This window comes from Massilia phyllostachyos (assembly GCF_021044825.1).
GTDB lineage: Bacteria > Pseudomonadota > Gammaproteobacteria > Burkholderiales > Burkholderiaceae_D > Telluria > Telluria phyllostachyos.
Genome location: NZ_JAJNOC010000001.1, coordinates 1,560,633 through 1,585,987, shown reverse-complemented (window position 1 = coordinate 1,585,987; position 25,355 = coordinate 1,560,633). Strand labels below are relative to the sequence as shown.

At 67.5% G+C, this 25,355-nt stretch carries 23 protein-coding genes, 2 tRNA genes and 2 pseudogenes; 13 read left to right on the top strand and 14 right to left on the bottom strand.

The genetic code is table 11. The annotated features are described in order from the left end of the window. Positions 1–142, bottom strand: a 142-nt coding sequence (locus tag LQ564_RS26005; RefSeq protein ID WP_371873435.1) for a MerR family DNA-binding transcriptional regulator, incomplete at its 3' end; no start/stop codon positions are given. 120 nt (positions 143–262) lie between these two features. Between LQ564_RS26005 and LQ564_RS06955 the strand changes: the two genes are divergently transcribed. Further along, positions 263–472, top strand: coding sequence for a hypothetical protein (locus tag LQ564_RS06955; protein WP_231057329.1), 210 nt, complete (start codon positions 263–265; stop codon positions 470–472). A 67-nt stretch (positions 473–539) separates the two neighbouring features. Next, a complete protein-coding gene (locus tag LQ564_RS06950) occupies positions 540–1,025 on the top strand; it encodes a YciI family protein (RefSeq protein WP_231057328.1) in 486 nt (161 codons plus the stop codon). Between the two features lie 50 nt (positions 1,026–1,075). Here LQ564_RS06950 and LQ564_RS06945 read toward each other — a convergent pair whose 3' ends face one another. The 5 genes from LQ564_RS06945 to LQ564_RS06925 all read right to left on the bottom strand — a co-directional run bounded on the left by LQ564_RS06945 (position 1,076) and on the right by LQ564_RS06925 (position 7,047). Further along, positions 1,076–2,197, bottom strand: coding sequence for a PA0069 family radical SAM protein (locus LQ564_RS06945; protein ID WP_231057387.1), 1,122 nt, complete (start codon positions 2,195–2,197; stop codon positions 1,076–1,078). Between the two features lie 106 nt (positions 2,198–2,303). Next, positions 2,304–2,909: a tRNA-uridine aminocarboxypropyltransferase gene (locus LQ564_RS06940; protein ID WP_231057327.1), complete on the bottom strand. Its 606-nt coding sequence runs from the start codon at positions 2,907–2,909 to the stop codon at positions 2,304–2,306. An 8-nt stretch (positions 2,910–2,917) separates the two neighbouring features. Further along, on the bottom strand, positions 2,918–4,291 hold the full coding sequence (locus tag LQ564_RS06935) for an efflux transporter outer membrane subunit (RefSeq protein ID WP_231057326.1): 1,374 nt from the start codon (positions 4,289–4,291) through the stop codon (positions 2,918–2,920). Further along, entirely contained in the window at positions 4,288–5,373 is a 1,086-nt protein-coding gene (locus tag LQ564_RS06930; RefSeq protein WP_231057325.1) for an HlyD family secretion protein, read from the bottom strand. The genes LQ564_RS06935 and LQ564_RS06930 overlap by 4 nt, the downstream gene beginning before the upstream one ends. A 3-nt stretch (positions 5,374–5,376) precedes the next feature. Continuing rightward, the gene (locus LQ564_RS06925; RefSeq protein WP_231057324.1) at positions 5,377–7,047 is read right to left on the bottom strand and encodes an MFS transporter; all 1,671 of its coding nucleotides are present in this window, start codon (positions 7,045–7,047) and stop codon (positions 5,377–5,379) included. 232 nt (positions 7,048–7,279) lie between these two features. Here LQ564_RS06925 and LQ564_RS06920 point away from each other — a divergent pair, with 232 nt between their 5' ends. Next, on the top strand, positions 7,280–8,530 hold the full coding sequence (locus LQ564_RS06920; RefSeq protein ID WP_231057323.1) for a dienelactone hydrolase family protein: 1,251 nt from the start codon (positions 7,280–7,282) through the stop codon (positions 8,528–8,530). Positions 8,531–8,644: 114 nt separating this feature from the next. Here LQ564_RS06920 and modC read toward each other — a convergent pair whose 3' ends face one another. Genes modC through modA (LQ564_RS06905) form a run of 3 tightly spaced genes read right to left on the bottom strand, consistent with a single transcriptional unit; the run spans position 8,645 to position 11,147 of the window. After that, positions 8,645–9,733 (bottom strand): molybdenum ABC transporter ATP-binding protein, encoded by a 1,089-nt coding sequence (gene modC / locus LQ564_RS06915; RefSeq protein ID WP_231057322.1) that lies wholly within the window; start codon positions 9,731–9,733, stop codon positions 8,645–8,647. Beyond that, on the bottom strand, positions 9,730–10,413 hold the full coding sequence (gene modB / locus LQ564_RS06910; RefSeq protein WP_231057321.1) for a molybdate ABC transporter permease subunit: 684 nt from the start codon (positions 10,411–10,413) through the stop codon (positions 9,730–9,732). Before modB ends, modC begins: the two co-directional genes overlap by 4 nt. Next, positions 10,413–11,147, bottom strand: coding sequence for a molybdate ABC transporter substrate-binding protein (modA, locus tag LQ564_RS06905; protein ID WP_231057320.1), 735 nt, complete (start codon positions 11,145–11,147; stop codon positions 10,413–10,415). The genes modB and modA (LQ564_RS06905) overlap by 1 nt, the downstream gene beginning before the upstream one ends. A gap of 103 nt (positions 11,148–11,250) precedes the next feature. Here modA (LQ564_RS06905) and LQ564_RS06900 point away from each other — a divergent pair, with 103 nt between their 5' ends. The 3 genes from LQ564_RS06900 to LQ564_RS06890 all read left to right on the top strand — a co-directional run bounded on the left by LQ564_RS06900 (position 11,251) and on the right by LQ564_RS06890 (position 14,130). After that, positions 11,251–11,997: a TOBE domain-containing protein gene (locus tag LQ564_RS06900; protein WP_307729928.1), complete on the top strand. Its 747-nt coding sequence runs from the start codon at positions 11,251–11,253 to the stop codon at positions 11,995–11,997. 22 nt (positions 11,998–12,019) lie between these two features. Beyond that, on the top strand, positions 12,020–12,805 hold the full coding sequence (gene modA, locus LQ564_RS06895; RefSeq protein ID WP_231057319.1) for a molybdate ABC transporter substrate-binding protein: 786 nt from the start codon (positions 12,020–12,022) through the stop codon (positions 12,803–12,805). 143 nt (positions 12,806–12,948) lie between these two features. Further along, a complete protein-coding gene (locus LQ564_RS06890) occupies positions 12,949–14,130 on the top strand; it encodes an esterase/lipase family protein (protein ID WP_231057318.1) in 1,182 nt (393 codons plus the stop codon). A gap of 237 nt (positions 14,131–14,367) precedes the next feature. Here LQ564_RS06890 and LQ564_RS06885 read toward each other — a convergent pair whose 3' ends face one another. Further along, on the bottom strand, positions 14,368–16,272 hold the full coding sequence (locus LQ564_RS06885) for a hybrid sensor histidine kinase/response regulator (RefSeq protein ID WP_231057317.1): 1,905 nt from the start codon (positions 16,270–16,272) through the stop codon (positions 14,368–14,370). A gap of 189 nt (positions 16,273–16,461) precedes the next feature. On the opposite strand from LQ564_RS06885, the gene LQ564_RS06880 reads away from it, so the two are divergent. Both LQ564_RS06880 and LQ564_RS06875 read left to right on the top strand, forming a co-directional pair. Next, positions 16,462–18,714, top strand: a complete 2,253-nt coding sequence (locus LQ564_RS06880) for an ATP-binding protein (protein ID WP_231057316.1) — start codon at positions 16,462–16,464, stop codon at positions 18,712–18,714. Positions 18,715–18,721: 7 nt separating this feature from the next. Then, positions 18,722–19,177, top strand: a complete 456-nt coding sequence (locus LQ564_RS06875; RefSeq protein WP_231057315.1) for a response regulator — start codon at positions 18,722–18,724, stop codon at positions 19,175–19,177. Here the strand turns inward: LQ564_RS06875 and LQ564_RS06870 are convergent. Then, a complete protein-coding gene (locus tag LQ564_RS06870) occupies positions 19,159–20,811 on the bottom strand; it encodes a response regulator (RefSeq protein WP_231057314.1) in 1,653 nt (550 codons plus the stop codon). The genes LQ564_RS06875 and LQ564_RS06870 overlap by 19 nt on opposite strands. A 153-nt stretch (positions 20,812–20,964) precedes the next feature. On the opposite strand from LQ564_RS06870, the gene LQ564_RS06865 reads away from it, so the two are divergent. The 4 genes and pseudogenes from LQ564_RS06865 to LQ564_RS06850 all read left to right on the top strand — a co-directional run bounded on the left by LQ564_RS06865 (position 20,965) and on the right by LQ564_RS06850 (position 22,437). Next, positions 20,965–21,303, top strand: a complete 339-nt coding sequence (locus LQ564_RS06865) for an HNH endonuclease signature motif containing protein (RefSeq protein ID WP_231057313.1) — start codon at positions 20,965–20,967, stop codon at positions 21,301–21,303. 24 nt (positions 21,304–21,327) lie between these two features. Beyond that, positions 21,328–21,579, top strand: a pseudogene (locus LQ564_RS06860) (YeeE/YedE family protein); the annotation flags it as partial. 271 nt (positions 21,580–21,850) lie between these two features. Next, positions 21,851–22,027, top strand: a pseudogene (locus LQ564_RS06855) (YeeE/YedE family protein); the annotation flags it as partial. Continuing rightward, positions 22,024–22,437 carry a YeeE/YedE family protein gene (locus tag LQ564_RS06850; RefSeq protein WP_231057312.1) on the top strand — a complete coding sequence of 138 codons (414 nt, stop codon included), beginning with the start codon at positions 22,024–22,026 and terminating at the stop codon, positions 22,435–22,437. The pseudogene LQ564_RS06855 and the gene LQ564_RS06850, both read left to right, overlap by 4 nt. A 261-nt stretch (positions 22,438–22,698) precedes the next feature. On the opposite strand, the gene LQ564_RS06845 is transcribed toward LQ564_RS06850, so the two are convergent. Further along, positions 22,699–22,774 (bottom strand) — tRNA-Asn (locus LQ564_RS06845). Positions 22,775–22,896: 122 nt separating this feature from the next. On the opposite strand from LQ564_RS06845, the gene purT reads away from it, so the two are divergent. Further along, entirely contained in the window at positions 22,897–24,105 is a 1,209-nt protein-coding gene (gene purT / locus LQ564_RS06840; protein WP_231057311.1) for a formate-dependent phosphoribosylglycinamide formyltransferase, read from the top strand. 280 nt (positions 24,106–24,385) lie between these two features. On the opposite strand, the gene LQ564_RS06835 is transcribed toward purT, so the two are convergent. Then, positions 24,386–24,461 (bottom strand) — tRNA-Asn (locus LQ564_RS06835). A gap of 56 nt (positions 24,462–24,517) precedes the next feature. Further along, a complete protein-coding gene (locus tag LQ564_RS06830) occupies positions 24,518–25,276 on the bottom strand; it encodes an alpha/beta fold hydrolase (protein ID WP_231057310.1) in 759 nt (252 codons plus the stop codon). Positions 25,277–25,355 lie beyond the last annotated feature (79 nt).

Here is a 25,355-nt window from a genome sequence, read left to right as displayed (position 1 = left end):
GCATCGATGCGAGATCGTAGCGGCGTTGACCACCTTTGGTCCGGCTGGGGATGAGCTTGCCGGCCGCCTCCCAGCGTCTCAGCGTGCTGGCCGAAACGCCAAGCGCTTGCGCGGCAGCGGTGATGGACAAAAACTTGTTCATATGAGTATGACTACTCAAAAATGAATAGGTTCCAAACTAACTGTTAAAACCCCAGCGCGCCAGGCCGAGCGCCACGTCAGATCCCTCAGCGGTCGCTCGTTGCGCCAGTGGCAAGCGCTGGTGCACACCAAAGTCATGTTCTTCGCTGCGCACGACCGCTACGAGAACGACCAGCCTTTCGACTGGACCACGCTGACGCTGGACGAAGGGTTCGCGGACCAGGCCCGCATGCGCCGCGTGACCAAGGAAATTTGCGGATACCCGCCGACCGAGTTCGCGCAGCGCTACGTGGAAGATGAGTCGTTCCGGATCTACCGGCTGTGGATCTGACCTAGAATCGCAACACCACTTTGATAACGACAAGGCGCGCCGCAAGTGTGCCGATGAGGAGACGGAAATGTCGAACAAGATACTGACCATGGTGTGCGCGGGCCTGGTGCTGGCGAGCGGTGCCGCGTACGCCGAAACGCGGGTCGCCAAACCGGCGCCAATGTACGACGCCGCCCTGGCGAAGTCGCTCGGCGCCGACGAAAACGGGATGCGCAGCTATGTGCTGGTGATCCTCAAGACCGGGCCGAAGAAGGCCACCGACAAGGCGGAACGGGCGAAGATCTTCGAGGGCCACTTCGCCAACATGAGCCGCCTGGCCGAGGACGGCAAGCTGGCGGTCGCCGGGCCGCTGGACGGCAAGGAGGACCGGCGCGGGATCTTCATCCTGGCGACCGGGAATATCGACGAAGCCAGGACCTGGGCATCTACCGATCCCATCATCCAGAGCGGCGAGATGGTGGCCGAGTACCACAGGTTCTTCAGCTCGGCCGCGCTGATGATGGTGAATGAGGTGCATGGCAAAATCGAAAAGCCGAAAACACCAGCGAAATAGCAGGGTGGGCGGTCCTCCGCCCAGACCTTCCCTACATTAAAGAATCTCGTTTAGAACAGATCAAGCTGGCTGGCCGACTTGGCGCCCGGCTTGGCCGTAGCCGCAGGAACGACGACCGGCCGGCGAAACCGCGAGCCATCCAGCCGCCCGAAGCGTCCCCGGTAATCTCCCATCCCCAGCCGGTCGACGGCTTTCGAAAACCGCTGCCGGATCAGGTCCGACCACACGCCCTCCCCCTGCATGCGCTTGCTGAAGTCGGCGTCATAGTCCTTCCCCCCGCGTAGATCGCGGATGCGGTTCATGACGCGCTGCGCCCGGTCCGGGAAGTGGGCTTGCAGCCATTCCTGGAACAGCGGGTTGACCTCCCAGGGCAGGCGCAGCACCGTGTAGTGCGCCCCTACCGCGCCGGCGTCGCGCGCCGCTTCCAGGATCTTTTCGATCTCCGGTTCGGTCACGAAGGGAATGATCGGCGCCACGCTCACGCTGACCGGGATGCCGGCCTCGGTGAGCGTGCGGATGGTGCGCAGGCGGCGGGCCGGTGCGGCGGCGCGCGGCTCCAGGGTGCGCGAGATCTGCGGGTCGAGCGTGGTCAGCGTGATGGCGGCGCAGGCCTGCCCCTTCTCGGCCATCGGCGCGATCAGGTCGATGTCGCGTTCGATCAGCGAAGACTTGGTGATCAGGCCGTAGGGATGCCGGCATTCGCTCAGCACTTCGAGCACCTGGCGCGTGAGGCCCAGCTCGCGCTCGCAAGGCTGGTAGGCATCGGTGTTGACGCCGACGGCGATGTGCTCGGGTACGTAGCCCGGCTTGGCCAGCTCGCGCCGCAGCAGTTCGGCCGCGTTCACCTTGGCGAACAGGCGGCTTTCGAAGTCGAGGCCGGGAGACAGGCCGAGGTAGCTGTGCGTGGGACGGGCAAAGCAATAAATGCAGCCATGCTCGCAGCCGCGGTAGGGATTCAGCGAGACGTTGAAGGGAATATCGGGCGAGCTGTTGCGCGACAGGATGGACTTGGCCACTTCGTCGCTGACGACGGTGCGCACACCTGCCGGTTCGTCCTCGTCGCGTTCCCAGCCGTCGTCGAATTCTTCGCGGCCATTGACCTCGTAACGCCCCTGCAGGTTCGACACCGCGCCCCGCCCCTTGCGCGCCGCGAGCGGACGCGGGCCGAGCATGGGCTGCTCGTCCAGGGTCTCTCGTTGCGGCGGTAGTTGGCGTTCGGGCACGTCGGCTCCAATACTGTATATTTGTACAGTATGTTACGCCCACCGCATGCGGAATTCAAGTAGGCCGCGCGTGCGGCATGAAGGCGGCCTGCTGTTCCACAAATCCTGCGAAGGCATCGAACAAAATTCGGAACTTTCCCGGGTTCCCCTCCAACTGCGCCAGTGCGAGAGTCGCCGCCTCGAATGAAGACAGCTGGTGCGGCGCATGCGCCTTGCGGATGCGGTAGCCGGACGGCGCCACATCCAGCAGCGCCAGGCGCGGCAGGCGCTGGAGCAGCGGATTCAGGTACAGCATCTTGCGGCTCTTGCGCCAGGTCGCGTCCAGCACCACCAGCCGCAGCTCGCGCGCCGGCATCGGCACGAAGGGGGGCGGCGCGGGCAAGGCGGCGTCCCCCTCGGTCTCCGGATACAACAGCACCGGCGTGCGCCCCTCCGCATGCAGCAGCGCGTCCAGTTCGGCCGCATCGAAGGTCTCGCCCACCGCCAGCGCGCTCCCGCTCACGCACAGGTGCAGCAGGCGCGCGCTGTTCTTGGCGTTGCCCACTTCCAGCGGATGCTGCAGCACCAGCAACGCCGCCTCGGCATCGACCGCCCTCACCCACTGGCAGATGCACGCGGACTGCGCACGCAGGCACACGCCGCAGCGCGCGCGTTTCGACATGACCCCGCTCATGGCGCCGGCGTCCAGCCCCCGCCCAGCGCGCGGTACAGGTCGACGTGCGCTGCCAGCAGGCTGGCGCGCAGCTGCAGCACATTGGTCTCGGCGCTGAAGGCGGTGCGCTGGGCGTCCAGCTCTTCGAGATAGGACGCGTAGCCGTTGCGGTAGCGGTTGCGCGCCACCCGCAGCACCTCGTTCGCCGCCCGGCTGCGCGCCTCGGCCTCATCGGACTGCCGGCGCAGGCCGTCGATGCCGGCCAGCGCATTCTCGGTCTCCGCGAATCCCGCGCGCACCGCGTTCTCGTAGGCGAACAGCGCGCGGTCGCGCACCGTAGCGGCAATGTCGGCCTGGGCGCGCAGGCGGCCCGCGTCGAAGATCGGCGCCAGCACGCTGCCCCCGATGCTCCACAATTCGACCGGGTCGCGCAGCAGCCGCGCGATGCTGCCGCCCTGCGCGCCGAGCGAAGCGGTGAAGCGGATCGAGGGCAGCAGCGCGTCGCGCGCCGCGGCCAGGCTGGCGTCGCTGGCGGCCACCAGGCGCTCGGCCTGGGCGATGTCGGGACGGCGCCGCAACAGTTCCGACGGCAGCCCGGGAGACGGCGCAGGCAGGCGCACCTCCAGCAGCGGCACGCCGCGCGCCACCGGGCCGGGATGCGCGCCCACCAGCAGGCTCAGTGCCTGCTCCTGCTGGGCGATCGCACGTTCGAGCTGCGGCACCACGGCGGCGGTCGCGTGCAGCTCGGCCTCGGCCTGGGACATCTCCAGGCGCGAGCTGTAGCCGACTTCGAACTGGTGGCGCGCGAGCGTGAACGAGCGTTCGCGCGAGGCCAGCGTCTCGCGTGCCAGCGCCAGCTGGGCGTCCAGGCCGAGCAGGTTGAAATAGCCGGACGCCGTGTTCGCCACGATCGCCAGCGCGGCGGCATCGAAGGCCGCTTCCTGCGACAGCTCCTCGAAGCGCGCCGCTTGCGTCGCGGCGGCGATGCGGCCGAACAGGTCGAGTTCATACGAGGCCTGCACCGAGCCCACGATCGAGGTCGTGTCGATCGGCTGGCCGAGCGGCCCGATGACGCGCGCGCGGGTCGGCGCGAACGACAGGTTCATGGCCGGCTGGTTCGCGCTTTGCGCCACCCGCACGCGCGCCCGGTACTCCTCCAGGCGGCTGCGGGCGATGCGCAGGTCGCCGTTGTTGTCGAGCGCGCGCCGCACCAGGGCGTCGAGCGCCGGGTCGCCGAAGGCGCGCCACCAGTCGCGCGCCACGATGCCCTCGCCGCCCGGCGCCGTACGCCATGCAGCCGGCAGCTGCAAGGTCGGCGCCGGCCTCGGATGCGGCGCCATCGTGCATCCCGCCGCCGCCAGCGCCAGCGGCAGCCAGCGCAACGCCCTCATCGCGCCTCCTTGCCGGCGGAAGCCGTGTCGATGGTCGCCACCACCGACATGCCCGGCCGCAGGCGCCGGGCCAGCGGCTGGTTCGGGTCGATACTGATACGCACCGGGATGCGCTGGGCGATCTTGACGAAGTTGCCGGTCGCGTTGTCCGGCGTGATGACCGAAAATTCGGAGCCGGTGGCCGGCGCGATCCGTTCGACGTGGCCGCGCAGCTTGGCGCCATTGAGCGCGTCGACCGTGAAGGTCACGGGCTGGCCCAGGCGCACGTCGGCCATCTGCGTTTCCTTCATGTTCGCGATGATCCACAGCTGCGCCGGCACCAGCGCCGTCAGCTGGGCGCCGGCGTTCACGAAGGCGCCCTGGCGCACCGTCACCTGTCCCAGCTGGCCGTCGCGCGGCGCGGTGATGCGGGTGTTGGCCAGGTCGATCTCCGCCAGCCGCACCTGGGCCTCGGCGTTCGCCACCGCGGCCTCGAGCGAAGCGCGGTTCACGCCGACCGAGCGCAGATTGGTGCGTGCAATCTCCAGCGTGGCGCGCGCCTGGTTGCGGCTCGCCACCGCCTGGGCATTGGCCGCGCGTGCGGCGTCGCGTTCGCGCGCCGACAGCGAACCGTCGGCGGCCAGTTCTTCGACGCGGCGCAGGTCGAGCGCGGTGCGCGTCGCCAGCGCCTCGCTCGATGCCAGCGTGGCCTGGTTCTGTTCGATGGTAGCCTGCGCCGTGCGGTTGGTCTGGGCGAAGTTCTCGAGCGCCGCGCGGCTGGTCGCGAGCGCGGCGCGCGCCTGCTCCAGGCGCTGGGTCGGGATGCGGTCGTCGATGCGCATCAGGAGCTCGCCCTGCTTCACCTGCTGGAAATCCTGCACCAGCACCTCGACCACGTAGCCGCCCAGCTGGGGACTGATGATGGTCACCTGGCCGCGTACCAGCGCGTTCTCGGTCGCCTGCAGGGTGGAGCGGAACGGCGGCAGCTTCCAGGCATACAGGACGACCAGCACGCCCGCGAGGGCGATGGCGCCGAACAGGGCGGCGCTGACGAGGATGCGGCGCGAACGCTTGTTGGCCGGGGAGGAGGATTGATCTGGCATGGTTCAATCGGTAACGGGTTCGGGTGGTGGCGGAGCGCCCGGCGCGGGTGCGGCGGGCGCGGGCTTGGGCGCGGCGAAGTACTGCAGCCAGACGGCGTGCAGGAAGATCCACAGGGCGCTGGCGGCGGCGATCGCGGCCAGCACCAGGAAGACGTCGTTGAAGGCCAGGATGTTGGCTTCGCGCGTGGCGGAAGCCGCGAGCGAAGCGGCGCCCTGGCGGGTGCGCGCGGCCGGGTCGGCGACCAGCTGGCCGACGGCGGCGGCGCCGGACTGGATGCGGCTCGCCACCAGCGGATCGAGGCTGCTGAGGTGCTCGGTGATGATCGACGAATGGTATTTCTCGCGCAGCACCTGGAAGGTGCCGACCAGCGAGGAGCCGAGCAGGCCGCCCAGGTTCTGGGTCAGGCCGAACAGCACCGAGAAGCTGATCAGGTTGGCCGGGTTGGCGACCACGGTGCCGATCAAGGAAATCACCAGGGGGCCGAGGAACAGCGTGCCGCCAAAGGCGAGCAGGCTCTGGCTCAGGTACATCTGCTCGGGGCGGGTCTGGTTGGTGGCGTGGGCGTCGATCCAGGCGCCGAGCGACATCAAGACCAGCGAGATCACCTGCGGCGCCATCAGGTGATTCACGTTGACCGTCAGCGCCGACGCGACGATGCCGGCCACGGTGGCGCACAGCACCACGGTGTACAGGGTCTGCATCTGGGTGTTGTCCAGGCCGACGGCGCGCAGGAAACCGACCGCGCCGACGCTCTGCTCGGACAGCACGATGCGCACCAGGACCATCGACACCGCCAGCCGCACGATGTTCGCGCTGGTGAAGAAGCGGATGTTCAACAGCGGGTTGGCGCGGTTGTGCTCGACGCAGAAGGCGGCCGCCAGCAGCACCGTCGCACCGGCCAGGGCGACGCCGATCCAGGGCTGCTCGAACCACCACAGCACGCGCCCGAAGCTCAGGGCCGCGCACAGCAGCGCCATGCCCGGCGCGAACAGGGCGAAGGTGACGAAGTCCATCGGCCGGAAGGCCTGGAAGCGGTCGCCCGGCGGGAGTTTGAGCAGCAGCACCGCGCCGAGCGAGACCAGGGCCAGGCCCAGCTCGAACATGTACAGGCCGCGCCACTCGGCGATCTGCAGCAGGTCGCCGGAGAACAGGTAGGCCAGCGGCAGCGCCAGCTGGGCCGTGCCGAGGGCCAGCGCGACGCCGCGCAGGCGCCACTCCTTCTTGAAGGCCTGCAGCACGTAGTAGAGGCCGAGCGGCGAGATGGCCGCGGCCAGCATGCCGTGGGCGGCGCGCACCGCGATGGCCGAGCCGAGGTCGTTCACGAACAGGTGGGCGAAGGTCACCAGCGCATATAGCACCAGGAAGAATTCGGTGAACAGGCGCAGGCCGAACTGCTGCCGGAACTTCACCAGCAGCAGGTTCATCGAGGCGTTGGCCATGACGTAGGCGGCCGGCAGCCAAGTGGTTTCGGTGGTATAGGCGCCGAGCGTGCCCTGCAGGTTGATCAGGTTGACCGAGACCAGGGCATTGCCGAGGCCGCCGGTGATCGTGATCAGGACGCCGACGAACAGGTAGGCGAAGCGCAGCGGCGTCGGATGGGCGGGCGTGGAGGGAGAGCCGGGCAGCATCGGCTTTTCGTCCGGCGCCCACTCGCGCGGCGCGTACTTGCTCATCCGCTCATTCCCCTCTGTTCTTGTCACCTTCGCATGATAACCGGACAAGAACAAGCACGTCGGCACGACTCGCAGGCGTTCAAGATGTGGTCACCTTGATACGGCACGAAAATTTACCTTCGGAATTGCCAAAACCGATATTGCTCTGTCGATTCAGCATACCTAGAATAAATTTGTGCCTTACGGAAATTGTTCCAGAACTGTTCAGGCACGCAGTTTTGACAGAGTCGCCATGCCACCACGCCGCACGCTCCGCCAGCTTTTCGCCGCCGCCCTCGCCGCCGCTGCCATGTATCCCGGCATCGCCGTGCAGCAGGAGTTGCAGCTCGACCACCGCATGAACGAGCACATCGAGCAGGTGCCCGCCGGCCCGCAAGGCCGCGCCATGTTGGAAACCACCGTGTTCCAGCCCAACGGCCCCGGCCCCTTCCCCCTGATCATCATCAACCACGGCAAGGACCCGGGCCGCCCGAACATGCAGCCGCGCGACCGCTTCTATCACATGGCGACCGCCTTCGTGAAACGCGGCTATGCCGTGATGGTGCCGATGCGCCAGGGCTTCGCCAACTCGACCGGCCGCTACCGCGACTTCGGCTGCGACATGAAGGCCAACGGCTATATCCAGGCCGAGGACATCGTGTCGACCCTCGCCTACGCGCGCAAGCAACCCTGGGTCGACGCCAACCACATCGTCATCGCCGGCCAGTCCTACGGCGGCCTGGCGACCATCGCCGCCGGCACCCGGGATCTGCCGGGCGTGCGCGGCCTGATCAACTTCGCCGGCGGCCTGCGCGACGACAGCGACCGCTGCGCCTGGCGCTCGGCCCTGGTGACCGCCTTCACCGACTACGGCAGCAAGGCGAAACTGCCGACCCTGTGGATGTATGGCGAGAACGACTCGCTGTTCGGCCCGGAGCTGGCGTCGCGCATGCACGCCGCCTTCGAGGGCGCGGGCGGACGCGGCAAGCTGGTCGAATTCGCCGCCTTCAAGCGCGACTCGCACGGCATGCTGGCCAGCCGCGACGGCGAGAAGGTCTGGCTGAACGACACCATGGCCTTCCTGCAGCAGGTCGGGATGCCGACCAAGGTGCTGTACGACGTGCCGCCGCCGCCGACCCCGGCCCGCACCGATTACGCGAAAGTCGACGACGTCGAGGCGGTGCCCTTCCTGTCCGAGAACGGCCGCCGCGCCTACCAGGAATACCTGGGCAAGATGACTCCGCGCGCCTTCGCCGTGTCGCCGAGCGGCGCCTGGACCTGGGCCGAGGAAGGCGAAGACCCTGACGGCCGCGCCCTGGCCACCTGCACCGCCAAGAGCACCGAACCGTGCCGGCTGTATTCGGTCGACGATTACGTGGTGTGGACGGGCGATATCGACCAGGCGGCGGAAGCTGCGGTGACGGCGTCGGTGACGCCGAAGGTCGATATGGGGAATTCGGCGCCAACCACGTCCATCGGCAGTAACAAAGCCACGAATTGGTAGGGTGGGCCTGGGCGGCCCCGCGGGCCTCCGCCCACGCGTCCTAACCGTGCATGATAGGCACGCGTCGCATCCATTCATACGGGAGTTGAACGCGTGGGCGGGGGGGCGCCCACCCTACGAAAGCAGGGCTACCGATTTCACCTGCACCCAGGCGGCGCTGCCTGTCTCCAAGCCCAGATCGAACAAGGCGCGCCGCGTGATGCGGGCCAGCAGCGCCGTCTCCCCGCACCTCACCCGCAGCAGCACCTGCGACGGATGGCTCGCCACCGCCACCGACTCCAGCATGCAGGGGAAGTGATTCTGGATGCTGGTGTCGGCCGGCTCGCGCGTGGTGAGGCTGACGTCGCGCGCCAGGATGCGCAGGCGTACTTCGCTCCCGACCGCCACCCCGCTGTCGCGCAGCCACAGGTTCCCGCCGTCGAACGCCACCCGGATCAGCTGCCACTCGGCGCTGCGCTCGGCCACCACGCCATGCACCAGCGCCCCCGCGTCTTCTCCCGCCGCCGCGGGCCCGTCGATCGACGACAGCACCGCATCCACCGGCCCCGCCGCCTTCGCCCTGCCCTGCTCCAGCATGACCACGTGGTCGGCCAGCCGCGCCAGTTCGTCGGCCGAATGGGTCACGTACAGCATCGGCAGCTTCAGTTCCGTGTGCATCTTCTCCAGCCACGGCAGGATCTCCTGGCGCCGCGCGGCGTCCAGCGCGGCCAGCGGTTCGTCCAGCAGCAGGATGCGCGGCCGGGTGGCCAGCGCGCGTGCGATGGCCACGCGCTGGCGCTCGCCGCCCGACAGCTGGCCGACCGGGCGGCCCAGCAGGTGGCCGATGCCGAGCAATTCGATCGCATCCTGCAGGGTGCGCGCGGCTTCTGGCGAGCGGGTGCGCTTGCGGCCGAATTCGAGGTTGCCGCGCACGTCCAGGTGTGCGAACAGGCTCGCCTCCTGGAACACGTAGCCGAGCGCGCGCCGGTGGGTCGGCAGGAACACGCGCGCGGCGTCGTCCTGCCAGGTCTCGCCATCCACCACGATGCGCGCATCCTGCGCCCGTTCCAGCCCGGCGACGCAGCGCAGGATGCTGGTCTTGCCGGAGCCCGAAGGCCCGAACAAGACGGTGGCGCCGCTGCCCGGCAGGCGCAGGTCGACGTCGAGCAGGAAGCCGGCGCGCGGCAGGCGCAGGCGAACGAGCAGCGTCGGATCGCCGCTCACGGCAGCACCCGCGTATCGCTGCGGCGCAGGCTGGCCAGCACCAGCAGCACGGCAAAGCTGAACAGCAGCATGCCGCCGGCCAGCCAGTGCGCGCTGGCGTATTCCATCGCCTCCACGTAGCCGTAGATCTGGGTCGACACCACGCGGGTCTGGCCGGGGATGTTCCCGCCGATCATGAGCACCACGCCGAATTCGCCGACCGTGTGCGCGAAGCTGAGCACCGCGGCGGTGAGCAGGCCGCTGCGCGCCTGCGGCAGTGCCACGGTGAAGAAGGCGTCGATCGGCGACGCGCGCAAGGTGGCCGCCACTTCCAGCGGCCGGCTTCCCATCGCCTCGAAGGCGTGCTGCATCGGCTGCACCGCGAACGGCAGCGAGTAGACGATCGACCCGATCAACAGGCCCGTGAACGTGAACGACAGCACCCCGAGACCCAGCGCCTGCGTCAGCCGGCCGAGCGGCCCGTCCGGCCCCATCGCGACCAGCAGGTAGAAGCCCAGCACCGACGGCGGCAGCACCAGCGGCATGGTGACCAGCGCCGACACCGGCACCCGCAGGCGCGACCGGGTACGCGCCAGCCACCAGGCCAGCGGAGTGGCGAGCAGCAGCAGGAGCACCGTCGTCGACGCGGCCAGCTCGAACGTCAGCCAGATGGCTTGCCAGGCTTCCTTCGCGATCGGCATCAGATCTCGTAGCCGAAGCTGCGGATCAGCGCCTTCGCCTTGTCGCTGCGCAGGTACTTCATCAGGGCGGCGGCCGCTTCGCTGTCCTTGCCCTTGTCCAGCAGGATGGCGTCCTGGCGGATCGGCGCGTGCATCGAGGCCGGGACGATCCAGGCCGAGCCTTGCTTGAGCTTGCCGTCCGCCCAGACCTGCGACAGCGCGACGAAGCCGAGCTGCGCATTGCCGGTGGCGGCGAACTGGTAAGCCTGGCCGATGTTCTCGCCCTGGACGAATTTCGGACGCAGGGTCTCCAGCAAGCCGAGCTTGGTGATGGTCTCGACGGCGGCCGCGCCGTAAGGGGCGAGCTTGGGATCGGCGACGGCGAGCTTCTCGAAACGTCCACCTTTCAGCACCTCGCCTTGCGCATCGACGCCCGCCTGGCGGCTCCACAGCGCCAGCTTGCCGACCGCATAGGTGAAGCGGCCGGCGCCCTGGCCTTCGCGTCCGAGCTTGGCCGGGGTTTCGTCGTCGGCGGCGAGCAGCACCTCGAATGGCGCGCCGTTCCTGATCTGGGCGTAGAACTTGCCGGTCGACCCAAAGGACAGCACCGCCTTGTGGCCGGTGTCCGCGGCGAACATCGGCGCCAGCTTTTCCATCGGCGCGGTGAAGTTGGCGGCAACCGCCACCTGCACTTCGCCCGCCCACACACCCATCGAGAGCGCCAGGCCGCCCGCCAGCACGCACCATGTCTTCATCGTCCGCCTCACTGTTCAAATCGCTATTCAAATTCGGAATAGCGCAACTCTAGCATACGAAACCGCTATTCATGCGCGGAATAGCGCATCCTGCTACCATTGCATGATGAACAAGCACACGCTTCCCCTGGACGGAGTCCTCGGCCTCCAGGCCGTCGACAAGCGCATCGCCATCCTGCGCCGCGTGGGCGAGGCCGGCTCGATCTCCGAAGCGGCGCGCGCCGCCGGGGTGAGCTACAAGGCGGCCTGGCAGGCGCTCGAGACGCTGGCCAACCTGGCCGGCACGCCGCTGGTCGAAAAGGCGGTGGGCGGCAGCGGCGGTGGCGGCGCCACGCTCACGCCGGCGGGCCGGCGCGTGCTCGACGCCGCCGACGAAATGGCGCGGGCGCGCCAGCGCATCCTGGAGAGCTTCGCCCACGGCGACACCAGCGGCCGCGCCGCCTTCGCCCTGCGCACCAGCATGCGCAACCAGTTCCCCTGCACCGTCGGCGCGCTCAGCGCGCACGGGGGCCAGGTGCGTGTGCGGCTGCTGCTGGCGGACGGCGGCGCCCTGCACGCGCGCATCACGCGCGAAAGCGCGCAGCTGCTCGGCCTCGCGCCCGGCATGGAGGTGCTGGCGCTGTGCAAGGCGACCGCGGTGCAGGTCGCCGCGCACATCGCGGTTTCAAGCGCCGGGAACGTGCTGGACGGCGCCATCGTGCGCGCCAGCCGCGCCAAGGCCGGCGAAGTCACCTTGCGCCTGGCGAGCGGCGTCCAGTTGGTCGGATTCGCCGCCGCGGGCGGCATCCTGAAAGCGGGTCAGGCGGCCATGGCCTCGATCGACGAGGCGAGCGTCGTGATCGGCGTTTGATCATCAGCCTGGGAGAAAAACGATGAAGAAGATTGCCCTTGCCGCCTTCGGGTTCGCCTGCGCCCTGCCGGCCGCCGCGCAACAGACGCAGGAGGCCCCAATCACGCTGCTCGCCGCCGGCAGCCTGCGTGACGCGATGCGCGAACTCGGGGAAGCCTGGCGCAAGGACGCCGGCGGCGGCATCGCCGCCACCTACGGCCCGTCCGGCAAGCTGCGCCAGGAGATCGAAGGCGGACGCAAGGTGGACGTGTTCGCGTCCGCCTCGGTCGAACATACCGAGGCGCTGGCGGCGCAGAAGCTGCTGGCGCGCTCCCTCACCTTCGCCTACAACGACCTGTGCGTGGTGTCGACGCCGGCGCTCGGCCTGAGCGAGGCCACGCTGGTCGAGACCCTGCTCAGGCCCTCGGTGCGCCTGGCCACCTCGACGCCGGTGTCCGACCCGATGGGCGACTACACCTGGCAGTTCTTCCGCAACGCCGACAAGGCGCAGCCCGGCGCCTTTGCCCGCTTCGAGGCCAAGGCGCTCAAGCTGTCGGGCGCGAGCGCCCCGGCGCCCGGCGAGAAGCTGCCCTACGTGACCGCCTTCGAAGAGAACAAGGCCGACGCCTACATCATGTACTGCACCAATGCCGCCGGCACCCTGCACGCCCTGCCGCAGCTGAAGGTGCTGCGCATCCCGGACCATCTCAATGTGCGCAGCGCCTACGGGATCGGCGCGGCGCCGGGTTCGCGCGCGGGCGAGCGCTTCGTCGACTTCGTCATGGGCCCGGCCGGCCAGGCGATCCTGCGCCGGCACGGATTCAACTGAAAACTTGCTGGTCTGCGAGCTGCCGGAGCTCGATTCCATTCCACAAGTAATCACTTTTCGCCACCCGGCACTGAGGCAGGGCAAATCACCGACGTCCATCCGCTCCGACAATGGAAATCGCGTCCGACTTCCGAAAGCCCTCCATGCCCCGCATCCTCCACGCCCTGCTCGCTGCCCTGCTGGCGCTCGGCGCGGGCCTGCCGGCCGCCGCGCAGAACAACTACCCGGTCATCCTGGTCCACGGTTTCCTCGGCTTCGGCCCCGACACCTTCGAGCACAGCGGCTTCAATTACTGGGGCGGCTATGGCGACATCGCCGCGCACATGCAGGTCTACCGCGGACCGCGCGCGGTGTACGCGGCGGTGGTCGGCCCGGTCAGCTCGAACTGGGACCGCGCGGCCGACCTGTATGCGCAGATCAAGGGCGGTTGCGTCGACTACGGCGCCGCCCACGTGCGCACGCACGGCCTGCCAGGGCAGCAGCAGACGCCCGCCGGCAAGTGCTGGGCGGCCGACCCGAAGAACAATCCGGAAAACTATCCGCTGGCCCTGTACCCGGCCTGGGACGCCGCGCATCCGCTCCACTTCATCGGCCACAGCCAGGGCGGCACGACCATCCGCGCCCTGGTCGAACTGCTGGAGCACGGCTCGCCGGAAGACGAAGGCGGCCACGAACTGTTCAAGGGCGGCAAGGTGGGCTGGGTGCGCAGCGTCACCACCATCTCGACGCCGCACAACGGCACCACCTTCGCCGACGCCGTGCTGAACCTGGGCTTGCAGACACCCTTGGGGGACGTGCTGAAGAACCGCTGGGCCAACTGGGAACTCTCGCCCGACGGCGCACGCGAATTCAACACTTGGGCGCGCACTTCGCCGCACATCTACTGGTATTCGGTGGGCACGGTGGCCACCGAAGCCGGCGCCTGGTGCTGCAACGCGACCGACCGCGTGATCGCACCGGTGCAGACCACCTATAACCAGTATCCGCGCAACGACATGATCCCCGGATTCAAGGCCACGGCCGGCGAATGGATCGTGCCCTCGGCCCTGCAGCGCGGGCTGGGCGGCTATACCCAGCTGGGGGCGGGCCGGGTGCCGATCGACAGCGACTGGTTTGCGAACGATGGGGTGGTGAACACGGTGAGCATGCGGGCGCCTGGGGGGCATGCGGTGCGGGAGTTCGATGGGAAGTCGGTGAAGGGGACGTGGAATTTTTTGGGGAATTATCGGGGGTATGACCACTTCGATGTGCTGAACTGGCCGAACCCGGGGCCGTCGGCGAATCCTTTGTATGAGCGGATTAGTGACATCATTTTTGGGTTGTAGCACCCAGCATACCACCGACACTTGCCCAAACCGCTAACCGTAGCACCGTCATGCGCGCCACTGGCGCCCATGACTTCCGGCGTAGGCCGGAATCCAATTTCCCATGAGCCGCCCTAAGGCATCCGCGACGCGCCCGTCACTGTGCGACGGAATTGGATCCCGGCCTGCGCCGGGATGACGACTCAACGGTAAGTGGCAAGAAGAGTGACAGTCGTCAGCGAATAGCCACAACCACCTTCAATGCACGCTGCGCAGCCCCCGCGCCAGGTCCGACAGCCGATACGGCTTGCTCACAAACGTATACTCCCCCAAGCGATTCTGATCCAGCCTGAGCGCCGGCTGCGGGTACCCCGAGGCCAGCATCACCTTGATGTTCGGGTAGTTCTCCCGCGTGAACTCCGCCAGCTCGATCCCGTTCGGCCCGTTCGGCATGACGATGTCGGTGAACAGGATGTCCACGTCGCGGCTCGCCAGCATGCCCATCGCATCCTGCCCGCTGGCCGCCGTCATCACGTCGTAGCCCATGCTCAGGAACAGCGCCGAGGCCACGTCCAGCAGGTCCGGTTCGTCTTCCACGATCAGCACGGTCTCGGTGTCGCCGTGCACCGCTTCGCTGCCCTGCTCGGTCACGGCCGGGAGGTAGATCACGATCGCGGTGCCCTCGCCCAGCGTGCTCTGGATGACCACTTCGCCGCCGGACTGCTTGATGAAACCGTACACCTGCGACAGCCCTAGGCCCGTGCCCTTGCCGGTTTCCTTGGTCGTGTAGAAGGGCTCGAAGGCGCGCTGCACGGTGTCGGGACGCATGCCGGTGCCGGTGTCGGTCACCGCGATGCGCACGTAGGGGCCCGGCGCCAGGCCGGTCACTTCGCCTTCGCGCAGCTCGGCCGGCCGCGTGTCCAGGCTCAGCCGCCCGCCTTCCGGCATGGCGTCGCGCGCGTTCACCACCAGGTTCAATAGCGCCGATTCGAGGCGCGCCGTGTCGACCACGGCGCTGCCGGCCTTGGGGTCGAGCTGCAGGCTGAATTCCACGCCGGACGGCGCGGCGCGCCGCAGCACCGATTCGAAACCGGTGACGATGCGGTTGATGCTGCGCGTTTCCGGCTGCAGCGGCTGCTGGCGCGCGAAGGCCAGCAGCTGCTGGGTCAGCGTGGCGCCGCGGTCGATTGCGCGGCGCATGCTGTCCAGGGTCTTGGCGTCGGCGCCGGGACGGGTCATGCTCAAGACCTCGATGCCGCTGGCCAGCACCGACAGCAGGTTGTTGAAGTCGTGCGCGATGCCGCCGGTGAGCTGGCCGATCGATTCCATCTTCTGCGACTGGAACAGCGCGCGCTGCGCCTGCTCCAGCGCTTCCTCGGCCTGCTTCTTCTCGGTCAGGTCGCGCGTGATCTTGGCGAAGCCCAGCAGCTGCCCGTCGTCGCCGGTGATGGCGTCGATGACCACGTGCGCCCAGAAGCGGGTGCCGTCCTTGCGCACGCGCCAGCCTTCGGCCTCGTAGCGGCCCTCGCGCCGCGCGGTGGCGAGCGCGCGCTGCGGCAGCCCGCCGGCGCGGTCTTCCTCGGTGTAGAAGCGCGAGAAGTGGCTGCCGACGATGTCGGCCTGGCCGTAGCCCTTGATGCGCTCGGCGCCGATGTTCCAGTTCGAGACCGTGCCCTCGGGCGAGAGCATGTAGATGGCGTAGTCGGTCACGCCCTGCACCAGCAGGCGGAAGCGCTGCTCGCTCTCGCGCAGCGCGTCCTCGGCCTGCTTGCGCGCGGTGACGTCGCGGGTGATCTTGGCGTAGCCCAGGTGGTTGCGGTGCTCGTCGTAGATCGGGTCGAGCACGACGTGCGCCCAGAAGCGGGTGCCGTCCTTGCGCACGCGCCAGCCTTCGGATTCGTATTTGCCGTGTTCCAGGGCATGCGCCAGCGCCCGCGCCGGCAGGCCGGCGTCCCGGTCTTCCGGCGTGTAGAAGCGCGAGAAGTGCTGGAACAGGATTTCCTGCGGCAGGTAGCCCTTGAAGCGCTGGGCGCCCGCGTTCCAGCTCTTGACGTGCCCCAGCGGGTCGAGCATGTAGATCGCATAGTCGCTGATGCCGGCGATCAGGTACTGGAGTCGTTGTTCGTCAGTCAGCGTGGGGAGTGCGGGATGGTGCGGATTCATGAGCCTTGGACACTCGCGGGTCAGTACGAAGGATCGTATCATAGCCCTGCTCAGCAATACGCGCCGCGCACTTGGCGCCAGCCCCTGCGGGCGCGGCAATGTTGGAAAATCAGCCACCGGCGTGATTGAAGTGCCGAATTTGACGTTACAATGTTGAATTGTATCTTTCCTGCGCCTTCTCTTGGCAATATGACACAGGCTTCCACCGACCTCCTCGACCTGACCCACTGCGCGAACGAGCCGATCCGCACGCCGGGCAGCATCCAGCCGCACGGCTTCATGCTGACCATGTCCGCGGACCCGGACGCGAGCCGCGCGATCCAGCAGGCCAGCGACAACCTCGAGCACTGGACCGGCGTGCCGGTCCGGGACGCGATCGGCCAACCGCTCGCGCGCATCGTCGGCGAGGCGGCCGCGGCGCGCCTGGCGCCGGAACTCGCGGGCGAAGGCCTCGGCTCGCGCCCGGCCTACATCGGCACCATCACCCTCGCCAACGGCGCCCACTTCGACGTGCTGGCGCATGCCTGGGACGGCCTGGTGATCCTCGAATGCGAAGGCGTGAACCGCCCGGGCGCGGCCGACTTCCGCCACCTGTATCCGCTGATCGGCGACTTTCTGCTCAAGGTGAACGGCTCGGCCGCGATCGCCGAACTGTCGGAGCTGGCCGCGCGCCACGTGCGCGCCGTGACCGGCTACGGCCGCGTGGTGGTGTACCAGTTCGACACCGACGGCCACGGCAAGGTGGTGGCCGAATCGAAGGAAGACGGCTACGAGTCCTACCTGGGCCAGCATTTCCCCGCCAGCGACGTGCCGGCGCAGGCGCGCGCCCTGTACGCGCTGTCGCCGATCCGCGTGATCCAGGACGCCAACTACACGCCGGCGCCGCTGGTGCCGGAACTGAACCCGGTCACGGGCAAGCGCAACGACCTGTCGTTCGCGGCCCTGCGCAGCGTCTCGCCGGTGCACCTGCAGTACATGCGCAACATGGGCACGCTGGCCTCGATGTCGGTCTCGCTGATCGTCAAGGGCGAGCTGTGGGGCCTGATCTCCTGCCATAACGAAGGCCCGCGCCCGGTGCCGGTCGAGAAGCGCACCGCCTGCGAGCAGGTGGGCCAGATCCTGGCCCTGTGCATCGAGTCGCGCGAGGACGCCACCGAACTCCAGTTCCGGCTCGAGGTGCGGCGCATCATGGTCGAGATGCTCGGCCACCTGACCAAGGGCGCCGACTTCCTGGAAAACATGAGCGGCGTGTTCCCCGAGCTGCTGCGCTTCGGCCGCGCAGGCGGGGTCGCCATCGTGGTCGACGAACGCGTGCTGACCTTTGGCGATACGCCCGCCGAGCCGGCCATCCGCCAGCTGGTCGACTGGCTGGCGATGCAGGGGCACTCTGACGTGTTCCACACCGACCACCTGATGGAAGTCTATCCGGACGGCGTGGCGCTGGTGCGCAACGCCAGCGGCCTGCTGGCGCTGCCGATCTCGCGCATCCACAAGCACTATCTGCTGTGGTTCCGCCCGGAGGTGGTGCAGACCATCGAATGGGCCGGCAACCCGCGCGGCAAGGCCGCTTCGGCGAACGATCCGGTCCAGCTCTCGCCGCGCCTGTCCTTCGCCGCCTGGCGCGAGACCATTCATGGCCGCAGCCTGCCCTGGCACGCGGGCGAAATCGAGCTCACCATCGAGTTCCGCAGCGCCCTGCTCGGCATCGCGCTGGAACGCGCCGAGCAGATGGCCGAACTGGCCGAGGAACTGGGCCGCGCCAACAAGGAGCTCGAAGCGTTCTCTTATTCGGTCTCGCACGACCTGCGCGCCCCCTTGCGCCACATCGTGGGATTCTCCGACCTCCTGATCGAGTCGGCCGGCAGCGAAGATCCGGAACGGCGCCAGCGCTTCCTCAAGAACATCAAGGAGTCGGCGCGCCTGGCCGGCAAGCTGGTCGACGACCTGCTGTCGTTCTCGCAGATGGGCCGCGCCGCGCTGCGGCCGACCAACGTCGACATGAACGACCTGGTCTCGGCCTGCATCGACAAGCTCGGCATCGAGATCGGCCAGCGCAACGTCGACTGGCACATCGAGCAGCTGCCGACCATCTGGGCCGACCCGACGTTCGTGAACCTGGCGGTGTTCAACCTGCTGTCGAACGCGGTGAAATTCACCGGCGGGCGCGACCCGGCGGTCATCACCATCAGCTCCGAAGAGAATGACGAGGAATTCGTGTTCCACGTTGCCGACAACGGCGCCGGCTTCAATATGGACTACGTCCACAAGCTGTTCGGCGTGTTCCAGCGCCTGCACCGCATGGAGGACTTCCAGGGCACCGGCATCGGCCTGGCCAACGTGCGCCGCATCGTCGAGCGCCACAACGGCCGGGTCTGGGCCAATTCCGTACCGGGGGAAGGCGCGACCTTCTCCTTCAGCATTCCGAAACACCCTACTCCCTGAGGCAGCCATGCTCAAGCCCATCCTTCTCGTCGAAGACAATCCGCACGACCTCGAACTGACCCTGATCGCGCTGGCGAAAAGCCAGCTCGCCAATGAAGTCGTGGTGGTGCGCGACGGCGCCGACGCCCTCGACTACCTGCACCGCCGCGGCGAGTTCAAGGACCGCGCGGAAGGCAATCCGGCCGTAATCCTGCTCGACCTGAAGCTGCCCAAGGTGGACGGACTGGAAGTGCTGCGCGAGATCCGCAACACCGAAGGACTCAAGAGCATCCCGGTGTGCATGCTGACCTCGTCGAAGGAAGAACAGGACGTGGTGCGCAGCTACGAGCTGGGCGTGAACGCCTATGTGGTGAAGCCGGTCGACTTCGCGGAATTCCTGCGCGCGATCGCCGACCTGGGCGTGTTCTGGGCGGTCCTGAACGAACCGCCGCCGGGCTCGCGCCGCTACGTCAAGCCCAAGTGAGATGAACCGGCCGGCGGCGACGCCGGCTTGATTTCCTGCGCGGCGCGCTCGCGCCGGCGCAGCAGGTGGCGGATGCGCGCCGCCAGCGCTTCAGGATGATACGGTTTCTGCAGCAGGTGCAGCGACGCATCCAGCTTCCCTTCGTGCACCAGCACCCCTTCCGCGTAGCCCGAGGTATACAGGATCTGCGCGTCCGGCAGCCGGCCTGCCACGATCTCGCCCAGCTGCAGGCTGCTCACCGGCCCCGGCATGATCACGTCGCTGAACACCAGGTCGATGTGGCGGCCGCTCTCGATGATGTCGACCGCCTGCGCGGCGTCGGCCGCCTCGATCACGTCGTAGCCCAGCGCCGACAGGATGCCGGCGGTCGAGGCGCGCACGTGTTCCTCGTCCTCGACCACCAGGATGGTCTCCAGGCCGCCGGTCAGCTGGGCGCTGTGCACCGCCTCCACCGGCGCCGGCGCGGCGTCGCTGCGCGGCAGGTAGATGCGCACGCTGGTGCCGCGCCCGACCTCGCTCTTCAACACGATCTCGCCGCCGGACTGCTTGACGAAGCCGTAGGCCATCGACAGGCCCAGGCCCGTGCCCTGCCCCACCGGCTTGGTGGTGAAGAAGGGCTCGAAGGCGCGCTGCAGCACTTCCGGCGGCATGCCCTTGCCGGTATCGGCAATCTCCAGCATCACGTAGCCGCCGGCCGGCACTTCGGGCGGCAGCCCGGCGTCGGCGTTCATGGCGCGGATGGTCAGCGTGCCGCTGCCGGCCATGGCGTCGCGCGCATTGATGGCCAGGTTCAGCAGCACGTTGTTGAGCTGGTTGGGGTCGACCATGGTGCTGCCGAGATCGTGGTCGATCTCGGTGACCACGTGCGCGCTGGGGCCCAGTACGCGGCGCATCATGTCGTCCATCTCGCGCAGCAGGTGGGCGGGATCGACCACCACCGACTGCAGCGGCTGGCGCCGCGCAAACGCGAGCAGGTGGGCGGCCAGCTTGGCGCCGCGCTCGACGCCGGTCAAGGCCATCTCGACGCGCCCCTTGGCGTTGTCGTTCAGGTTGCCGACCAGTTTCAGCAGCTGCAGGTTGCCGCCGATGATCTGTAGGACGTTGTTGAAGTCGTGGGCGACGCCGCCGGTGAGCTGGCCGATCGCCTCCATCTTCTGGGCCTGGTGCAGGGCCGACTGGCTGGCCGCGAGCTGTTCCTGGCTCACCCGCAGCGAGGCGAAGGCTTCGTCGCGCTGGCGCCGCATGGCATAGGCGTCGTTGTGGTAGCGCACGCGCGCCACCAGCTCGCGCGGATCGGGCCACTTGACCAGGTAGTCGTTGGCGCCCACCGCGAAGGCGCGCGCCTTGATGTCGGGGTCGTCCTCGGAGGACAGCACGATGACGGGAATGTCCGCGGTGTCGGGATGGGCGCGCAGGCGCGCGGTGACTTCGAAGCCGTCGAGGTCGGGCATGCGCATGTCGACCAGCACCACGGTCGCCCGCACTTCGCGCGCCACCTCGACCGCCCGGGCCGGGCTCGACTCGTAGCACAGGTTGTGGCCGACGCAGCCCGTCAGCCCATGCGCGACGATGTCCTGTGAAAAGGACTCGTCGTCGATGAGGAGAACGGAACAGGTTGGACGATCTACAATCATTGCGGCAGGGAATCGTAATGTCACGATCTTGCAATTTGATAAGCTTTGATTCTACTACAATGTGCGGTCTTTAACATAATTGACGACTCCGTCCGGTGCATCCGTATTGACGAGCGCCTTGCAGGATGGCGCAAGCGTCGCCATCTGGACGGCATGCCCAAACGCCAGCCCATCCCCGACCAGAGCGCCGCCGCCCTACCCGCGGCCGATACCCCGTGCCCCCTGTGCGGACGGGCGCTGGGCACGGTCAACGTCGACCGTCACCACCTGATTCCCAAGACCTTCAAGGGCAAGGTGCAATTCCCGATCCACAAGGTTTGCCACCGCAAGATCCACTCGGTCTTCACCGAACGCGAGCTGCTGCAGGGCTATCATACCTGGGAAGCGCTGCGTTCTCATGAGGATATCCGCAATTTCATCGATTGGGTGGCAAAGAAGCCTTCCGGCTTCTATACTCGTACGTACACCACGAACAAGAAGAAGTACCGCTGAACTTCGTTTCATGGGCAGCGTCCGATGCACATCGACTGGACCCAGGTCACTCCCTGGACCTCGCTCGCCGGCGGCCTCCTGATCGGTGCCGGCGTGGCGCTGTTCGTACTGCTGAACGGTCGCGTGGCAGGCATCAGCGGCATCGTCGGCGGCCTGCTGCGGCCGCGGGAAGGCGAAACGGCGTGGCGCATCGCCTTCCTGGCCGGCCTGGTCGGCGCGCCGCTCGCCTGGGGCCTGTTCGCGGTGCTGCCCGAGGCGCAAGTCGATGCCGACTACCGTTCCTCCAAACTTACGTAAAGCTACCTGATACAGCTTAAGGCTCACCATACAGTTGGATTCCTGCTTCGTAGGGGCTGGTTTCACCTTAAGCCTAAGCACAAGGCCAGCGCCTTCCCCTCCACAGGCAGTCACGGTGGAACTCACCGCGATGCTCCTCAACTCGTCTCTCATATGGGCATGCCACCTATGCCCTGACGTCAAACGAATTGAAGCTACCTTTGTATGACAAGTAAGAAATGAACAAGTTTCGTACGAACTGTAAAAACCCGTGCTGGCGCTGGCCGGCCTGCTGGTCGGCCTCGGCACCCGCTACGGTTCCGGCTGCACCAGCGGCCACGGCATCTGCGGCCTGTCGCGCCGCTCGCCGCGCTCCATCTCAGCCACTCTCGCCTTCATGGCGGCGGGCTTCGTCACCGTCTGGCTGCTGCGCCATCTGCTGTCATGAGCCTGCCTTATGCGCTGCTCGCCGGCTTCGTGTTCGGCATCGGCCTGCTGCTTTCGGGCCTGGCCGATCCGCACAAGGTGCTGGCCTTCCTCGACCTCGCGGGCGACTGGGACCCGTCGCTGCTGTTCGTGATGGGCGGCGCCCTGCTGGTCTCCGTGCCCGCCTTTGCGCTCGCAAGCCGGCGCGGCCGCACGCTCGACGGCGGGCCGCTGCACCTGCCGGCGCGCGGCAAGGTCGACCGGCGGCTGGTGCTGGGCAGCCTGGTGTTCGGCGTTGGTTGGGGGCTGGCCGGCTATTGCCCGGGGCCGGCGTTGGTGTCGCTGGGCTGGGGTGGGCTGAAGCCGCTGTTGTTCGTCGCGGCGATGGTGGGTGGGATGGCGGTGTATGAGTTTGTCGAGCGGCGCACATGACGCGCAGTGCGGCGGCCACGACCGAAGTAGACATGGCCTGATCTGCCGCTCCCTCCACCAACGTCGCCCCGGCGAAGGCCGGGGCCCAATTCCGTAGAACAGTGACGGGCGCTTCGCGAATGCGATCATGATCTGCATGAGAAATTGGTTTCCGGCCTGCGCCGGAACCACGTGCAAGTGTGCAGTGATTCATCTGCCAACTCCGCATTCTGACGCCGCAAACGAAAAAGGCCGCATCTCACGATGCGGCCTTCCGTATTCTGGCTCCCCGACCTGGACTCGAACCAGGGACCTGCGGATTAACAGTCCGTCGCTCTACCGACTGAGCTATCAGGGAATTGAGGCCGCATTATAGCGGCCCGTTTTCGTTTTGACCAGTGCCGCGCATAAACGGCTGCTTGCCTGCGCCATCGATGACGCTTTGCTATAGTCCCACATCCCCAACCAACAGTAGACCCCATGACGACCGCACGCACTTTCGGCACGCCCCTCTCCCCTTCCGCCACCAAGGTCATGCTGCTCGGCTCCGGCGAGCTCGGCAAGGAAGTGATCATCGCCCTGCAGCGCCTGGGCGTGGAGACCATCGCGGTCGACCGCTATCCGAACGCGCCCGGCCACCAGGTCGCGCACCGCGCCCACGTGATCGACATGACGAACGGCGAAGCCTTGGCCGCCCTGATCGCGCTCGAGAAGCCCGACCTGGTGGTGCCGGAGATCGAGGCGATCGCCACCGAGACCCTGGTGGCGCTGGAAGAAGCCGGTCGCATCACCTGCATCCCGACCGCGCGCGCGGCGCTGCTCACCATGAACCGCGAAGGCATCCGCCGCCTGGCCGCCGAGGAACTCGGCCTGGCGACCTCGCCCTACCGTTTCGCCAGCAGCCTGGAAGAACTGCAGCAGGCCTGCGAAGCGGTCGGCTTCCCCTGCGTGGTCAAGCCGGTGATGTCGTCGTCGGGCAAGGGCCAGTCGAAGCTCGACAACGCGGGCGACGTGGCGCAGGCGTGGGAGTATGCGGCCAGCGGCAGCCGCGTCGATGCGGGCCGCGTGATCGCGGAAGGCTTCATCGACTTCGACTACGAGATCACGCTGCTGACGGTGCGTTCGCTCGATGCGAACGGCGAAATCGAAACCAGCTTCTGCGAGCCGATCGGCCACAAGCAGGTGCAGGGCGACTACGTCGAATCGTGGCAGCCGCATCCGATGAGCCCCGCGGCCCTGGCGAGCGCGCGCGACATCGCCGGCAAGGTGACGGCCAACCTGGGCGGCTGCGGCGTGTTCGGCGTCGAGCTGTTCGTGAAGGGCGACATGGTGTGGTTCTCGGAAGTGAGCCCGCGTCCGCACGACACCGGGATGGTGACGATGGCGAGCCAGGTGCAGAGCGAGTTCGAGCTGCATGCCAAGGCGATCCTCGGCTTGCCGGTGGATGTGGCGCTGCGGGCGCCGGGGGCGTCGGCGGTGATCTATGGGCAGCATGAAGCTGCGGGGATTGCGTTCGAGGGCGTGGCGGATGCGCTGCGGGTGCCGGGGGCGGAGTTGAGGTTGTTTGGGAAGCCGGAGTCGTTTGCGCGGCGGAGGATGGGGGTGGCGTTGGCGACTGCTGGGGATGTGGATACGGCGCGGCAACGGGCGTTGGAGGCGGCGTCGCGGGTCAAGCCGGTTGTTCGCTGAGCGGCGCGCTCGCTAGCAAATCCGAAGTCGCACTGCCTTACAGACCGTTAGCTCAACCAACGTCGCCCCGGCGGAGGCCGGGGCCCAATTCTGTTGATTAGTGACGGGCGCTTCGGATGGATCGGGGTTTGCGAGGGAAATTGGGCGAAGGAATGCCAGTGGCATTCCTTCGGCCTGCGCCGGAACGACGAGTTGGGCTGAAGAGAATTCAAACGTCGGGGCCGCATTCTGGCGGCGCAAACGAAAAAGGCCGCATCTCACGATGCGGCCTTCCATATTCTGGCTCCCCGACCTGGACTCGAACCAGGGACCTGCGGATTAACAGTCCGTCGCTCTACCGACTGAGCTATCAGGGATTAGAGGCCGTATTATAGCAGCGCTTTTCGATTTCGCGAATAGCTGAGCAAGATTTCTAGTCCGGCAGCCGCGTGATCAGCTTCTTCAACGCATCCAGCACCAGCTGCGGCTCGGTCATCTGCGGAAAATGCGCACTCTTCTGCGCGATCACGCGCTGGCCCAAGGGCGACAGCCGCGCCAGCCCTTCCTGGTTACGCGAACGCTCCTCGACCGAGGCACTCGACACCATCCAGCGCGGCAAGCGCCTGCCGCCCGAGATCACGGTCACGGGAACCGGCGGAAAGTCCGGCGCTTCCGCAATCTCCGCCACGGTCTCGTCTTCATTGCCGATCTCGTCGTTCGCATCCGGCGGCGCCACCCGGTCCAGCAACCCCGCCACCGCGCGCTGCATGGCCGACCGATACTGCTTCAGCTTCGCCACGTCATCCGGCGCCGTCGCTTCCAGGAACAGCACGCCGCAGGTTTCAGCCGCATACACGCGCGCAAACAGGTTCGCATGCAGCCCGCCGAAGGAATGCGCGACCAGCAGGAACGGCGGCTTTGCCGCGATCTCGCGCAGCAGCGCGCGCAGCTGCATCACGACCGTGGTGCCGACCTGCGGCTCCTTCGGAGGCGGGCTGGCGCCGACGCCGGGACGGTCGTAGCTGACCACCGCCCCCAGCGCCTCGATGTCGGGATACAGCTTGTGCCACCCTTCCAGCGGCCCACCCGCCCCATTGATCATGACGATGGTCGGCTGACCCTGGCCGGACATCGAGAAGCGCAGCACCTGCTTGCCGATGGCGATGCTTTTGCTCTTTGGTAAATGCTTCACATTACAGTCCTGATGAAAAGAGATTGCCAGCCTAGCAGACGCCATAACAAAAAAGGCCACATCTTGCGATGTGGCCTTC